General features: G+C 33.2%; 15 protein-coding genes. 12 read left to right on the forward strand and 3 right to left on the reverse strand.

Features of this window, described 5'->3' with window-relative positions:
* Window positions 1–8: 8 nt before the first annotated feature.
* The gene (locus KA845_RS12255; RefSeq protein ID WP_002510843.1) at window positions 9–668 is read left to right on the forward strand and encodes a potassium channel family protein; all 660 of its coding nucleotides are present in this window, start codon (window positions 9–11) and stop codon (window positions 666–668) included.
* Window positions 669–719: 51 nt separating this feature from the next.
* Here KA845_RS12255 and rnjA read toward each other — a convergent pair whose 3' ends face one another.
* Together rnjA and KA845_RS12265 are read right to left on the reverse strand one after the other, a co-directional pair.
* The gene (gene rnjA / locus KA845_RS12260) at window positions 720–2,570 is read right to left on the reverse strand and encodes a ribonuclease J1 (protein WP_021459044.1); all 1,851 of its coding nucleotides are present in this window, start codon (window positions 2,568–2,570) and stop codon (window positions 720–722) included.
* A complete protein-coding gene (locus tag KA845_RS12265) occupies window positions 2,570–2,785 on the reverse strand; it encodes a DNA-dependent RNA polymerase subunit epsilon (protein WP_103388153.1) in 216 nt (71 codons plus the stop codon). Before KA845_RS12265 ends, rnjA begins: the two co-directional genes overlap by 1 nt.
* Window positions 2,786–3,418: 633 nt before the next feature.
* Here KA845_RS12265 and KA845_RS12270 point away from each other — a divergent pair.
* Window positions 3,419–3,691 carry a hypothetical protein gene (locus KA845_RS12270; protein ID WP_103388154.1) on the forward strand — a complete coding sequence of 91 codons (273 nt, stop codon included), beginning with the start codon at window positions 3,419–3,421 and terminating at the stop codon, window positions 3,689–3,691.
* Between the two features lie 122 nt (window positions 3,692–3,813).
* Here the strand turns inward: KA845_RS12270 and def are convergent, their stop codons facing one another.
* Window positions 3,814–4,365, reverse strand: coding sequence for a peptide deformylase (gene def, locus KA845_RS12275; RefSeq protein WP_210128141.1), 552 nt, complete (start codon window positions 4,363–4,365; stop codon window positions 3,814–3,816).
* Between the two features lie 125 nt (window positions 4,366–4,490).
* Between def and KA845_RS12280 the strand changes: the two genes are divergently transcribed.
* The 10 genes from KA845_RS12280 to KA845_RS12325 all read left to right on the forward strand — a co-directional run bounded on the left by KA845_RS12280 (window position 4,491) and on the right by KA845_RS12325 (window position 14,856).
* Complete coding sequence (locus KA845_RS12280; RefSeq protein WP_002510838.1) at window positions 4,491–5,117, forward strand: YkyA family protein; 627 nt, start codon at window positions 4,491–4,493, stop codon at window positions 5,115–5,117.
* 237 nt (window positions 5,118–5,354) lie between these two features.
* Window positions 5,355–6,467, forward strand: a complete 1,113-nt coding sequence (gene pdhA / locus KA845_RS12285; protein ID WP_210128142.1) for a pyruvate dehydrogenase (acetyl-transferring) E1 component subunit alpha — start codon at window positions 5,355–5,357, stop codon at window positions 6,465–6,467.
* A 3-nt stretch (window positions 6,468–6,470) separates the two neighbouring features.
* Window positions 6,471–7,448, forward strand: a complete 978-nt coding sequence (locus tag KA845_RS12290) for an alpha-ketoacid dehydrogenase subunit beta (RefSeq protein ID WP_210128143.1) — start codon at window positions 6,471–6,473, stop codon at window positions 7,446–7,448.
* A gap of 142 nt (window positions 7,449–7,590) precedes the next feature.
* On the forward strand, window positions 7,591–8,880 hold the full coding sequence (locus KA845_RS12295; RefSeq protein WP_103388156.1) for a dihydrolipoamide acetyltransferase family protein: 1,290 nt from the start codon (window positions 7,591–7,593) through the stop codon (window positions 8,878–8,880).
* 3 nt (window positions 8,881–8,883) lie between these two features.
* Complete coding sequence (lpdA, locus tag KA845_RS12300) at window positions 8,884–10,290, forward strand: dihydrolipoyl dehydrogenase (protein ID WP_210128145.1); 1,407 nt, start codon at window positions 8,884–8,886, stop codon at window positions 10,288–10,290.
* 134 nt (window positions 10,291–10,424) lie between these two features.
* A complete protein-coding gene (locus tag KA845_RS12305; protein ID WP_002510833.1) occupies window positions 10,425–10,703 on the forward strand; it encodes a UPF0223 family protein in 279 nt (92 codons plus the stop codon).
* 374 nt (window positions 10,704–11,077) lie between these two features.
* On the forward strand, window positions 11,078–12,172 hold the full coding sequence (locus KA845_RS12310; protein ID WP_210128147.1) for an ABC transporter ATP-binding protein: 1,095 nt from the start codon (window positions 11,078–11,080) through the stop codon (window positions 12,170–12,172).
* Window positions 12,165–12,968: an ABC transporter permease gene (locus KA845_RS12315; protein ID WP_002510831.1), complete on the forward strand. Its 804-nt coding sequence runs from the start codon at window positions 12,165–12,167 to the stop codon at window positions 12,966–12,968. Before KA845_RS12310 ends, KA845_RS12315 begins: the two co-directional genes overlap by 8 nt.
* 5 nt (window positions 12,969–12,973) lie before the next feature.
* On the forward strand, window positions 12,974–13,786 hold the full coding sequence (locus KA845_RS12320) for an ABC transporter permease (RefSeq protein WP_210128149.1): 813 nt from the start codon (window positions 12,974–12,976) through the stop codon (window positions 13,784–13,786).
* Window positions 13,783–14,856, forward strand: coding sequence for an ABC transporter substrate-binding protein (locus KA845_RS12325; protein WP_210128150.1), 1,074 nt, complete (start codon window positions 13,783–13,785; stop codon window positions 14,854–14,856). The genes KA845_RS12320 and KA845_RS12325 overlap by 4 nt, the downstream gene beginning before the upstream one ends.
* Window positions 14,857–14,916: the final 60 nt, after the last annotated feature.

Consider the following 14,916-nt stretch of genomic DNA (forward strand, 5'->3'; position numbering starts at 1 on the left):
GGACGCATATGGAAAAAGAATATGTGGTTATAGGTTTAGGTCGCTTTGGCGGGAGCATCGTTAGGGAACTCAATGCTTTAGATATGGATGTTATGGCAATTGATTCAGACGAAGCACGTGTAAATGAATATAGTGAAATTGCTACACATGCAGTTGTTGCAGATACAACAGATGAAGCTGTGATGAAAAGTTTGGGAATTAGAAACTTTGATCATGTTATAGTAGCAATTGGTGAAAATATTCAATCTAGTACGTTAACAACGTTAATACTGAAAGAACTTGGTGTGAAAAAGGTAACAGCTAAAGCGCAAAATGATTATCATGCTAAAATTTTAAATAAAATTGGTGCCGATACAGTCGTGCACCCTGAACGTGATATGGGTAGACGTATCGCACATAATGTAGCAAGTGCTAGTGTATTGGATTATTTAGAATTAGCTGACGAACACTCAATTGTTGAAATAAAAGCGAGTGAAAAAATGGCTGGCAAAACAATAATTGATTTAGACATAAGAGCACAATTTGGTATTAGTATTATTGCAGTAAAACGAGGAAGAGAAATTTTAGTGTCACCAGATCCGAATGAAAATATTGAAATAGGCGATATTTTAATAATGATAGGTCATGATAATGATTTAAATCGTTTCGAGAAAAAGGTAGTACGCTAGAATAGCATTTAAAAAAAGCCTAGTACAGTTGATGTACTAGGCTACTTTTTATTATGATTCTGATTGATTTTTATCTGTTTCTTTTGTTGGTGTTTCTTTTTTTACTGGTTTACTTTTAGGTTTAAACGTTTTTTTATTTTGTGTTGGTTTACGATCTTTGTTGTTGTTTTTACGTTTAGGACTTGGTTTTGCTTTTGGTTTTGTTGATGTTGTAGCAACATCGTCACCTTCGTTTACTTTCATAATGACTGGTAGTATCATTGGTTTTCTTGCCGTTTTTTCATAGAGATACGGTTGTAACGTTTCAATGATTGAAGACTTAATTTGATGCCATTGAATATCTTTATTTTGATTTAATTTAGCAATGACATCTGTTTTTATTTTACGCTGTGCATCATATATTAACTGACCTGATTCACGCATATAAACAAAGCCTCGTGAAATAATATCAGGACCAGATAGTAATTGATTAGTATCAAAATCAATGCTGACTACAACAATAACTAAACCTTCCTCAGAAAGTAACTTACGATCACGGATAACTACATTTCCGATGTCACCAATACCACTTCCATCAACTAAAACATTACCAGATGGTATGCGTCCTGCTTTACGTGCAGAATCTTTAGTAAGTGCTAGAACATCACCGATATCAAAGATAAAGACATTGTCAGGATCTACACCACATTCAATACCAGATTGACCGTGGGCTTGTAACATTCTATATTCACCATGAATTGGTAAAAAGAATTTAGGTCTGATTAAACGTAACATTAATTGTTGATCTCCTTGAGATCCGTGGCCAGAAGTGTGAATGTTCGAAACTTTATTATGGATAACTTCTGCACCAGCACGATAAAGTGAATTAATTGTACGATTAATACTCTTAGTATTACCTGGAATAGGCGATGAACTAAATACTACTGTATCTTCAGGAATGATTTTAATTTGTTTATGTGTTCCATTAGCAATTCGAGAAAGTGCAGCCATAGGTTCACCTTGTGAACCAGTACATAAAATTAGTAGTTTGTGTTTTGGAATACTGTTAATTTTATTAGGTTCAACGAACGTTTCAGGTGGGGCTTTAATATAACCAAGCTCCATACCAATTTTAATATTATTTTCCATAGAACGACCAAAAGTTACAATTTTGCGATCGTACTTAATTGCTGCTTCCACTGCTTGTTGTACACGGTAAATGTTAGAAGCAAATGTCGCAAAGATAATACGACCTGTACAATTTCTGAAAATTTTATCTACATTTTGTCCTACTTCACGTTCACTTAATGTGAAATCAGGTACCAATGCATTTGTTGAATCTGAAAGTAAGCATAGTACACCTTCATCACCTAAGCGCGCCATTTTTCCAATGTTTGCTGGCTCACCTACAGGTGTAAAATCAAACTTGAAATCTCCAGTATGCACGATATTACCCTCAGGTGTATTAACAATAACACCATAAGCTTCAGGAATACTGTGCGTAGTTAAATAGAATGAAATTTCAAAGTGTTTCGATTTGATAACACTGCTTTCATCAATTTCAATTAATTTGGTAGTTCTTAATAAATGATGTTCTTCTAGTTTATTTCTAATAAGACCTAAAGCTAAAGGACCACCATAGATAGGCACATTTATTTTCTTTAAAAGGTAGGGCACACCACCTATATGGTCTTCGTGACCATGAGTAATAAATAGACCAACGATCTTATCTTGATTTTGTTCGAGATAAGTATAGTCAGGAATTACGTAATCAATACCGAGTAAATTATCATCTGGGAATTTAATACCTGCATCGATAATTACGATTTCATCCTGATATTCAATGGCATAAGTGTTTTTTCCGACCTCACCTAAACCACCAAGCGCATATACTGCTACCTCATTTTTATGAATTTGTTTCATTATTCAGCTTGCTCCACGTTGAAGTGATCAGATTGTTTTTCATATTCTAAATGTGTGCCCTCTAATTTAGTAACAAATTCAATGTTGTAATTACGTTTTTTCAAATAACGTCTTACTTGTTCTTCGGTTTGTGCTTCTACGTAAATTGTTTGCGTGTTCTCACGTACAATTACTTCGTCTTTATTATGTTGATAAAATACTTTGAATACTGCCATTATATATATTTCCTCCTAAATGCATTTCTTTTTATAAATATTAAATGTATAAATAACAAACCCTAGTATTAATAAAATAGGCAATTCTCTGAATATAAAAGAACATACCAGCTTTCTGCCTAGTATGTTTCTAGGGTGGTTGTAATTCGTTCAATTTAAGAATAAGTATTACAATATTAAACCTATCCAATTATTTATTATTTTACATGATGTGCATAAATAAATAAAGCAGTTTTATCTTCTATTAAAATAGAAGGGATCTAGTGTTGTATGTTTGTCTCTTAAATAATTGTTAATTTATTTCATAATAATGATATTGTATCACGATATGAATAATAAATTTAACTTTGCGTGTTAGTGTAAAATCTAATGACTTAAATTTATTGTAAGTCATTGCATTTACTGTATTCTAAACAGTTAATATCTCAATACTAATAGCGAATGCTAAAAATTTATAAATATGAAAAACTAGAATACTTAGGAGAGAATAGACAAATATTTTGAAATTTCAGTTTTTATATTAAATTGTACTTGAGCATTAAGTTGTAATTCTTTATGATTACAGTATAAAGGAAATGGAATTAGAGAGTGAACAAGTAAAGTAAATTTGAGAAATGGATTTAGGTGATTATTATGGATCAGGTGACAAGAATAATTGAAGATGTAAAAAAGGAAAAAAATAGAAATGATAAAATATTTAAAGGTGCTACTTTTGAAGTGCGGACGGAGCAAGTAATAATGTTCTTTAATTACGACGAGATTATTAATACACAAAATGAAAATCACTTCTTTGTTAAACACAATCACGACCCTGAATTTTTAGATATTCAATCTTTAAATAGTGTAAAAAGAGAATTAGATAATTTACACATTCCATACAATGAAAGACGCGATGACTTTATGTAAAGCATATGTATACTGACAATTGAAAGTTTATTGTCATGTACAAATAGCAGTTTTTAGTTTAAAAGCGTTGAACTATAAACATATTATTTTAGGCTGGTGCATTACTGCGCCAGCCTGTTTTATTACAATTCCACTGCATCTGCTTTCGGCTGTAATGGGTGCTGTGCATCGATATGATCGTAAAACATCACACCATTAATATGGTCAATCTCGTGTTGTACTACGATTGCAGGATAACCTTTAAGACGTAATTTTACTTCTTTACCGTCAATGTCTGTAGCTTTAACAGTAATGCGGTTTTTACGATGTACTAATCCAGGGATATCTTCATCAACACTTAAACAACCTTCACCAGTTGGTAAGTATGCTTCTTGTACACTATGACTCATTATTTTTGGATTAACTAACATTAAATCATATGAATTGCCTTCACCGTCATCTGGTAAGTACACAGCAATCATTCTTTTAGATAAGTTGATTTGTGGGGCAGCTAAACCAACACCCGAACGTAATCCGTATTTATTAGCTAATTCCTCATCTTGACTATTAATTAAAAATTCGCGCATAGCTAATAATGTATTGCGGTCTTCTTCTGATAGAGGTAATGACACTTCTTGCGCTTTTTCACGTAGCGTGGGATGTCCATCTCTAATAATATCTTTCATTGTTAACATTGTTATTACACCTTCCTTAATTCAAACTATACCAAATATATATTAGTATAATACAGTAATCTATTTGATTTATACTATAATATTATATAATATAGCACACACATATGAGGAGGTTTAAGCTCAAAATGAAATTTAAACATGGTATTGTAGTCACATTAGCATCGGCAGTTTTTTTAGCTGGATGTACAACAGATAAAGGTGAAATGAAGAATTATAATGAACAAATTCAAAAAGCATTTGACGAAGAAAAGTCTATTTCAAGTACGGGTAAAAAACTTAATGAGTTAGAACAGCAAAAACAAAAATTAGTAAAAGATATAAATGGTAATGATGAACAAAAAGTGAATAAGACTGCAAGTAAAATCTTAGATAATGTCAAAGAACGTAAATCAACATTTAAAAAAGAAGTAGAGGCAATTAATAAATCAGAAGAAGATTATAAAAAAGCTGGCAAGCATATAGAAAATATCGGTAATAATAAAAAACAAGAAGAAGTTCAACAATTAGATGATGCTTTGAAAGCCAAATATCAAGCACATGAAAAGTACGCTGAAGCATACAATAATGTGTTAGATAAAGAGGAAGATATGTTTAAATATATGTCTGGCGATCAAATTGAACAAAGTAAGATTGACGAAAAATCAAAAGAAGTTTCTAAATCTTATAAAGAAATGGACAAACAATTTAAAGCATATTCCAAAGCAATGAAAAAAGTAGATGAAGAAAAGAAAGATGTAGATAATTTAATTTAATAATCCAACATGTTATGGTATATATATCAATAATATGATTGCGTTTACATTTGTCGCATAATTTACTCCAATAAATAGTGGTACAGTTGCAACTGTTTTATTAGTACAGTTACAAAACTGTACCTCTTTCTATTGCAACAGAACTTTTTTAAATTGTTTAACAGTATAACAGATATGTGATACAATGTGAGAGGATAAAATGAATTTCTATTATACGGGAAAGGTATGGTGAATTGAATGGCTCAGAAGTTAAAGGCCCAATTCGATGCAGAGAAAGTATTGAATGATACTCAATCTCAATTTGAAATGATTCAAATATTGGATGAAGACGGTAATGTTGTTAATAACGATTTAGTACCAGACTTATCAGACGAAGAGTTAGTTGAATTAATGGAGAGAATGGTTTGGACACGTATTCTTGATCAACGTTCTATTTCTTTAAATAGACAAGGACGTTTAGGTTTCTATGCTCCAACAGCAGGACAAGAAGCTTCACAACTTGCTTCACAATACGCTTTAGAAAAAGAAGATTATATTTTACCAGGTTATCGTGACGTACCTCAGTTAATTTGGCATGGTTTACCATTAACAGAAGCGTTCTTATTCTCAAGAGGACACTTTAAAGGTAACCAATTCCCAGAAGGCGTTAACGCACTAAGCCCACAAATCATTATTGGTGCACAATATGTACAAACAGCTGGTGTTGCACTAGGTATTAAAAAACGCGGTAAACAAGCGGTAGTAATTACTTATACTGGTGACGGTGGTTCATCACAAGGTGACTTCTACGAAGGTATCAACTTTGCTTCTGCATACAAAGCGCCAGCAATTTTTGTAATCCAAAATAACAACTATGCTATTTCAACACCACGTAGTAAACAAACAGCAGCAGTTACTTTAGCGCAAAAAGCAATTTCAGTAGGTATTCCTGGAATTCAAGTAGATGGTATGGATGCTTTAGCAGTATACCAAGCAACTAAAGAAGCTCGTGATCGCGCAGTTAATGGCGAAGGGCCAACGTTAATCGAAACAGTGACTTATCGTTATGGTCCACATACAATGGCTGGTGACGACCCAACTAAATACCGTACTTCTGATGAAGATTCTGAATGGGAGAAAAAGGATCCATTAGTACGTTTTAGAAAATTCTTAGAAAACAAAGAATTATGGTCTGAAGAAAAAGAAAATGAAGTAATTGAACGTGCGAAAGCAGAAATTAAAACAGCTATTAAAGAAGCTGACAACACTGACAAACAAACTGTTACTGATTTAATGGATAACATGTATGATGAAATGCCACAAAACTTAGTAGAGCAGTACGAAATTTATCAAGAGAAGGAGTCGAAGTAACCCATGGCACAAATGACAATGGTACAAGCGATTAATAATGCGCTTAAAACTGAATTACAAAACGACGAGAACGTTTTACTTTTCGGTGAAGACGTTGGTGTTAACGGTGGTGTTTTCCGTGTAACTGAAGGGTTACAAAAAGAATTTGGTGAAGACCGTGTATTCGACACACCATTAGCAGAATCAGGTATCGGCGGTTTAGCATTAGGCTTAACATTAGAAGGATACCGTCCTGTTATGGAAATCCAATTCTTAGGTTTCGTATTTGAAGTGTTCGATTCAGTAGCAGGTCAAATCGCACGTCACCGTTTCCGTTCAGGTAACTCAAAACAAGCACCAGTAACAATTCGTGCACCTTTTGGTGGTGGTGTACATACACCAGAATTGCACGCAGATAACTTAGAAGGTATTTTAGCTCAATCACCAGGATTAAAAGTGGTTATCCCATCAAATCCATATGACGCTAAAGGATTATTAATTTCTGCTATTAGAAGTAATGACCCAATTGTTTATTTAGAACACATGAAATTATATCGTTCATTCCGTGATGAAGTACCGGAAGAAGAATACACAATTGATATCGGCAAAGCTAGCGTAAAACAAGAAGGTAACGATATTACTTTAATTGCTTATGGTGCAATGGTTCAAGAATCATTAAAAGCAGCAGAAGAATTAGAAAAAGAAGGTTATTCAGTAGAAGTTATTGACTTACGTACTGTACAACCTATCGATATCGAAACATTAGTAGCTTCAGTTGAAAAAACAGGACGCGCAGTTGTAGTTCAAGAAGCTCAACGTCAAGCTGGTGTTGGTGCTACAGTAGCATCTGAATTAGCAGAACGTGTTATCTTATCATTAGAAGCACCTATTGCTCGAGTAGCTGCAGCAGATACTGTATATCCATTCACACAAGCGGAAAATGTTTGGTTACCAAATAAAAACGATATCATTGAAAAAGCTAAGGCAACTTTAGAATTTTAATTATTACTTAGAGACGAAGTAGATAAGTTAATTTAATTACTACTTCGTTCTGAGATTAATATAATTTGTGCTAAGCTATAGATACAGCTTAGTCACATTTATCATAAGAAAACTTAAAATGAAATCTTAGGAGGATAATAACGTGGCATTTGAATTTAAATTACCCGATATTGGTGAAGGTATCCACGAAGGCGAAATCGTAAAATGGTTTGTAAAAGCTGGAGATCAAATCGAAGAAGATGACGTTTTAGCTGAAGTACAAAACGACAAATCAGTTGTAGAAATTCCGTCTCCTGTTAGTGGGACTATTGAAGAGGTTCTTGTTGATGAAGGAACTGTAGCAGTCGTAGGTGATACGATTGTTAAAATCGACGCACCTGATGCAGAAGAGATGCAATTTAAAGGTAGCGACGAAGATTCATCTGAAGAATCAGCACCTGCTGAAGAAGAAAGCAAAGAAGAAGCACCAGTAGCATCTGCTTCATCTGATGAAGATGTAGATGAAAGTAAACGTGTTAAAGCTATGCCTTCAGTACGTAAATATGCGCGTGAAAAAGGCGTTAACATTAAAGCCGTTTCTGCTTCAGGTAAAAACGGTCGCGTAACGAAAGAAGACATTGATGCACACTTAAGTGGTGATACACAAGCTTCTAACGAAAGTGCTGCTCAAGAAACAACTGAAGCAACATCAACTTCAGGACAATCAACTGCAGTATCAACAGAAGGTGAGTTCCCAGAAACAACTGAAAAAATCCCTGCTATGCGTAAAGCTATCGCAAAAGCAATGGTTAATTCTAAACACACTGCACCACACGTAACATTAATGGATGAAATTGATGTTCAAGAATTATGGGATCACCGTAAAAAATTCAAAGAAGTTGCAGCTGAACAAGGTACTAAATTAACTTTCTTACCTTATGTAGTTAAAGCATTAGTTTCAGCACTTAAGAAATACCCAGCATTAAATACTTCATTTAATGAAGAAGCTGGCGAAATTGTACACAAACATTATTGGAACATCGGTATCGCAGCTGACACTGATAGAGGTTTACTTGTACCAGTTGTTAAAAATGCTGACCGTAAATCAATGTTCGCTATTTCAGATGAAATTAATGAACTTGCTGTTAAAGCACGTGATGGTAAATTAGCACCAGATGAAATGAAAGGTGCTACATGTACAATTAGTAATATCGGTTCAGCTGGTGGACAATGGTTCACACCAGTTATCAATCACCCAGAAGTTGCAATTTTAGGTATTGGCCGTATTGCACAAAAACCTATCGTAAAAGATGGCGAAATTGTTGCAGCACCAGTATTGTCATTATCATTAAGTTTTGACCATAGACAAATTGATGGTGCAACAGGACAAAACGCAATGAACCATATTAAACGATTATTAAATAATCCAGAATTATTATTAATGGAGGGGTAAAACATGGTAGTTGGAGATTTCCCAATTGAAACAGATACTATAGTCATTGGAGCAGGACCAGGGGGTTACGTTGCAGCAATTCGTGCAGCACAATTAGGTCAAAAAGTGACAATCGTAGAAAAAGGCGAATTAGGCGGCGTTTGTTTAAACGTTGGTTGTATTCCTTCTAAAGCATTGTTACATGCTTCACACCGTTATGATGAAGTTCAAAAATCAGAAAATTTAGGTGTTATTGCTGAAGGCGTATCACTTAAATTTGATAAAGTTCAAGAATTCAAACAATCAGTTGTTAAAAAATTAACTGGTGGTGTTGAAGGTCTATTAAAAGGTAACAAAGTTGAAATTGTTAAAGGTGAAGCTTACTTCGTAGATAACAACAGTTTACGTGTTATGGACGAAAAGAGTGCACAAACTTATAATTTCAAAAATGCAATTATTGCTACTGGATCAAGACCTATTGAAATTCCTAACTTTAAATTTGGTAACCGTGTTATTGATTCAACAGGTGCTTTAAACTTACAAGAAGTACCAGGCAAACTTGTTGTTGTTGGTGGCGGTTATATTGGTTCTGAATTAGGAACTGCTTTTGCTAACTTCGGTTCAGAAGTTACAATCTTAGAAGGTGCAAAAGACATCTTAGGCGGTTTCGAAAAACAAATGACTCAACCTGTTAAAAAAGGTATGAAAGAAAAAGGTGTAGAAATCGTTACTGAAGCGATGGCTAAATCTGCTGAAGAAACAGAAAATGGCGTAACTGTTACTTATGAAGCTAAAGGCGAAGAGCAAACAATCGAAGCTGACTTTGTTTTAGTAACTGTAGGTCGTCGTCCAAACACTGATGAGCTTGGATTAGAAGAGCTAGGTGTTAAATTCGCGGACCGCGGATTAATTGAAGTAGACAAACAAAGCCGTACATCAATTAGTAATATCTTTGCAATTGGTGATATCGTACCTGGTTTACCACTTGCACATAAAGCAAGTTATGAAGCAAAAGTAGCAGCTGAAGTTATTTCAGGTGAAGCTTCTGAAGTAGACTACATCGGTATGCCTGCTGTATGTTTCACTGAGCCAGAACTAGCACAAGTAGGTTACACTGAACAACAAGCAAAAGATGAAGGCTTAGAAGTTAAAGCTTCAAAATTCCCTTATGCAGCAAATGGTCGTGCGTTATCATTAGATGATACAACTGGATTTGTTAAATTATTAACATTAAAAGAAGATGATACATTAGTAGGTGCACAAGTAGTAGGTACTGGCGCTTCTGATATCATTTCTGAATTAGGTTTAGCAATTGAATCTGGTATGAATGCTGAAGACTTATCATTAACAATACATGCTCACCCAACATTAGGTGAAATGTCTATGGAAGCTGCTGAAAAAGCATTAGGATTACCAATTCATACAATGTAATTAACGTTAATATTTATTAAGGTGTTATTAGCTTTAGAAACGTATTAACTATTTGGGGCGGGACTATGGAATCAAATTAATATAATTTGGTTACTATCCCGCTCTTTTTATATTAAAAATAAAGTGGTGATTACATGGAATATGAATATCCTATTGATTTAGATTGGTCAAATGATGAAATGATGACAGTAGTGTCTTTTTTTAATGCAGTAGAAGCATTTTATGAAAATAAAGTACAACGAGAAACACTCTTAGCGAGATATCAACAATTTAAAAAAATTGTTCCTGGTAAAGCTGAGGAAAAACAAATATTTAAAAGTTTTGAACAAAGTAGTGGCTACAGTAGTTATCATGCTGTAAAACACGCTCAAACAGCAACTGATCAACAGTTTGTTAGTGACAACACGAAATAACTATTGTCTTAAGAGCTATATTTTGGTATTTTTATAAAGCGTTACATAAATGCGTTATAAAATAGACCAAAATATAGCTTTTTTAATTTGCTAATAATGACACAGCTAATACTCAAAAATATTATCTTACTACTGATAGATGCAACATGGGACATAACCTATAACAGAATGGTATATAGTAAATAATGTGTCTTATAAATTGAGCCATGCAGTATATAAATGAATGTGACATTAAACTTAAACTATTTATAATGAGTGACAACTTAGCACTATAAAGTAAAATAAAGTCTCTATGTAGGGGCGGTTATATGAAAGCAAAGTAATGTTGTTTGTTTTCTAACCAGCTCCTTTCTATTATTTGAGGAGGAAAGTAAGTGAACCCTTTATTATCATTTCAATCTGTTAGTAAAGCTTATAATGACGAAAAAATATTGGATGGAATAGATTTACAAATTGAATCAGGACATTTTTATACTTTACTAGGACCTTCAGGTTGTGGTAAAACAACAATTTTAAAACTGATTGCTGGATTTGAACAACCTGATGACGGTACTATAATCTATCAAAATCAAGCTATAACAGCGCTACCTCCAAATAAGCGAAAAGTGAATACGGTATTTCAAGATTATGCATTGTTTCCGCATTTAAATGTTTTTGAAAATGTTGCTTTTGGCTTACGAGTTAAGAAAAAAGACAAACAAACCATTGCTCAAAAAGTAAAAGAAGTATTAGCTTTAGTAAAGTTAACAGGTTATGAACAAAAGAATATTGCAGATATGAGTGGTGGACAACAACAACGTGTTGCAATCGCGCGTGCAATTGTAAATGAACCTGAAATTTTATTGTTAGATGAATCATTATCAGCATTGGATTTAAAACTGCGTACTCAAATGCAATATGAGTTGAGAGATATTCAAGCTCGCTTAGGCATTACTTTTGTTTTCGTGACACATGATCAGGAAGAAGCATTGGCATTGAGTGATTATATATTTGTTATGAAAGATGGTAAAATTCAACAATTTGGGACGCCGACTGATATATATGATGAACCCGTAAACCGTTTTGTTGCTGATTTTATTGGGGAATCTAATATTATTCCGGGAACAATGGTACAAGATTATGTAGTAAATATTTATGGCCAGAATTTTGATTGTGTAGATATGGGGATTACACCTGATAGACAAGTAGAAGTTGTAATTCGCCCAGAAGATATAATTTTATCATCTCTCGAACAAGGCTTGTTTGAAGTGACAGTTGATTCAATGTTATTTAGAGGTGTACATTATGAAATTTGTTGTATAGATAGAAAGGGTTATGAATGGGTTATTCATTCAACTAAAAAGGCCGAACTTGGTGCTAAAGTAGGCTTGTATTTTGAACCTGAAGCGATACATATTATGGTGCCAGGAGAAAGTGAAGCTGAATTTGATAAACGTATCGATAGCTATGAGGACTCAACACATGCGTAATATAAGTCGTTGGTTGTTTGTACCATATATTTTATGGATGTTACTGTTTATTATTGTCCCTATATTATTACTTGTGTATTTTTCATTTGTAGATTTAGATGGTCATTTTAGTTTGACCAATTATCAACAAATTTTGTCTTCACGTTATCTTATAATGTTTTGGGAGTCTATTTTGTACGCTTCACTAATAACACTCATTACGTTAGCTATTAGTTATCCTGCTGCCTATTTTATACGTGGTTCCAAATGGCAAAACTTATGGCTGCTAATTTTAATTATTCCAACTTGGATAAATTTACTTCTTAAGACTTATGCATTTATAGGATTATTCAGTCATGATGGTATTATCAATCAAATATTAACTTTTTTACATTTACCTAAAGCAGATCTCTTATTTACTGCACCTGCTTTCTTAATTGTAGCAAGTTATATTTACATTCCATTTATGATTTTACCTATTTTCAATAGTATGAAAGATATACCAACTAATATTTTACAAGCTGCTAGTGATTTAGGAGCTAGCCCGATAGTTAGATTTACAAAAGTAATTCTACCGTTAACTAAGCAAGGTATTCTTACAGGGGTACAAGTTACGTTTATTCCTGCTTTATCTTTGTTTATGATTACACGATTAATTGCAGGTAACAAAGTCATTAACATTGGTACATCAATTGAAGAGCAATTTTTAGTAATTCAAAATTACGGTATGGGTTCGACGATAGCTATCGGTTTGCTCGTGTTTATGGCTTTAATATTAGTTATGACAAATAAAAAATCTTCAGAAAGAAAAGAGTGAATCATATGAAATGGTACGGCAAGTTATATATTGGTATTTTAATAGGCATTTTATACATACCTATTATATTTTTGATGGTGTATTCATTTAATTCTGCCGGCAATATGATCCATTTTGAAGGGTTTACCTTAGAACATTATCAAACTTTGTTTCACAATAATAAACTGCTATCTGTAATTTTTAATACAATAGCAATTGCTTTAATTGCTGCTGCTATCTCTACTGTTATTGGTACGATGGGGGCGATTGGTTTATACCATTTGAGAAATAAGCAATTAAAAGTTTCCTTATTGACTTTGAATAATGTCTTGATGGTATCTTCTGATGTCGTAATTGGCGCTTCATTTTTAATCATGTTTACGACAATAGGGCACTTTACAGGGTTAGGATTAGGTTTTACTACTGTGTTAATTTCTCATATCGCATTTTGTATACCAATCGTAGTAATTATAGTGCTACCAAGACTATACGAAATGAATAGTAATATGATTCGTGCAGCTAGAGATTTAGGTGCTACTGATTATCAAGTGTTAAGCAAAGTGATGTTACCACAGTTATTTCCTGGTATTTTAGCAGGTTTTTTTATGGCATTAACGTACTCCTTAGATGATTTTACAGTAAGTTTTTTTGTAACAGGTAATGGTTTTAGTGTATTATCAGTTGAAGTCTATGCCATGGCAAGAAAGGGCATTAGTATGGAAATTAACGCTATCTCTACCTTGCTCTTCGTAATTATTATAGTTGGGGTTATAGGTTATTACACTGTTCAAAATATAGTGACACGTAATCATCATCGAAAGCGAGGTATGGAATCGTGAAATATGTGTTACAATTAATATTTACTGCTTTATTCGTTGGTCTATTAGCCCTATATATTAGTCATGAATTGACTACAGGAGATACAACTAAAAAGACTGAAAAAATTAATGTTTATAACTGGGGAGAATATATCGATCCTGCATTAATTAAACAATTTGAACAACAGACAGGAATACAAGTAGTCTATGAAACATTTGATTCCAATGAAGCAATGGAAGCTAAAATACGTAATGGCGGAACAAATTATGATGTTGTGTTCCCAAGTGACTATACTGTGCAAAAAATGACTAGAGAAAAATTATTATTACCAATTGACCATTCAAAAATACCAAACATTAAAAATCTTGATAAACATTATATGGATATGCCATTTGATCCAAAAAATCAATATTCTGTACCATATTTCTTTGGTACTGTGGGTATTATATATAATACCAAGGCATATCCTAATGATAATTTTACTTCATGGGAAAGTTTGTACAACCCAAAATATGAGGAAGATATTTTATTGGTTGATGGTGCACGGGAAATTATAGGATTATCTTTAAACAAATTAGGTTATAGTTTAAATGATAAGAATCCTCAACATTTACGACAAGCAGAACAAGATTTAACACAATTAGCTCCTCAAATTAGAGGGGTAGTTGGTGATGAAGTAACTATGATGTTAGAACAACATGAAGTAAACATTGCGGTTGTATGGAGTGGTGTTGCAGCACCTATTATTCAAAATAATCCAGATTTTAATTACGTAGTCCCTAAAGAAGGGTCGAATTTGTGGTTCGATAATATGGCCATTCCTAAAACAGCACAAAATAAAGCAGGAGCTTATAAATTTATGAATTTCCTGTTAGATAAAAAAGTAAGTAAGCAAAATACTGAATGGGTAGGTTATGCAACACCTAACAAACAAGCTCGAGAAGCATTACCCGAAGAAATTAGCGATGATCAACGTTTTTATCCTAATCGTACTACCCAAGAGCGTTTGGAAGTTTATGAAGATTTAGGACAGAAAACACTTAGTGAATATAACGAAAAATTCTTGAATTTTAAAATGTTATTAAAATAAAGAAAGTTAGTAGTTATTTTCATTTGTTTTCGATATAATGATTTGACTAGTAATATAAGG

It is taken from the genome of Staphylococcus sp. GDX8P114P-2 (genome assembly GCF_017892945.1).
Classification (GTDB): Bacteria; Bacillota; Bacilli; order Staphylococcales; family Staphylococcaceae; genus Staphylococcus; species Staphylococcus arlettae.

Excerpts from the sequence above, each read along its gene's own strand:
- KA845_RS12255 (WP_002510843.1), top strand. The coding sequence starts at position 9 with ATGGAAAAAGAATATGTGGTTATAGGTTTAGGTCGCTTTGGCGGGAGC.
- rnjA (WP_021459044.1), bottom strand. The coding sequence starts at position 2,570 with ATGAAACAAATTCATAAAAATGAGGTAGCAGTATATGCGCTTGGTGGT.
- KA845_RS12265 (WP_103388153.1), bottom strand. The coding sequence starts at position 2,785 with ATGGCAGTATTCAAAGTATTTTATCAACATAATAAAGACGAAGTAATT.
- KA845_RS12270 (WP_103388154.1), top strand. The coding sequence starts at position 3,419 with ATGGATCAGGTGACAAGAATAATTGAAGATGTAAAAAAGGAAAAAAAT.
- def (WP_210128141.1), bottom strand. The coding sequence starts at position 4,365 with ATGTTAACAATGAAAGATATTATTAGAGATGGACATCCCACGCTACGT.
- KA845_RS12280 (WP_002510838.1), top strand. The coding sequence starts at position 4,491 with ATGAAATTTAAACATGGTATTGTAGTCACATTAGCATCGGCAGTTTTT.
- pdhA (WP_210128142.1), top strand. The coding sequence starts at position 5,355 with ATGGCTCAGAAGTTAAAGGCCCAATTCGATGCAGAGAAAGTATTGAAT.
- KA845_RS12290 (WP_210128143.1), top strand. The coding sequence starts at position 6,471 with ATGGCACAAATGACAATGGTACAAGCGATTAATAATGCGCTTAAAACT.
- lpdA (WP_210128145.1), top strand. The coding sequence starts at position 8,884 with ATGGTAGTTGGAGATTTCCCAATTGAAACAGATACTATAGTCATTGGA.
- KA845_RS12305 (WP_002510833.1), top strand. The coding sequence starts at position 10,425 with ATGGAATATGAATATCCTATTGATTTAGATTGGTCAAATGATGAAATG.
- KA845_RS12315 (WP_002510831.1), top strand. The coding sequence starts at position 12,165 with ATGCGTAATATAAGTCGTTGGTTGTTTGTACCATATATTTTATGGATG.
- KA845_RS12320 (WP_210128149.1), top strand. The coding sequence starts at position 12,974 with ATGAAATGGTACGGCAAGTTATATATTGGTATTTTAATAGGCATTTTA.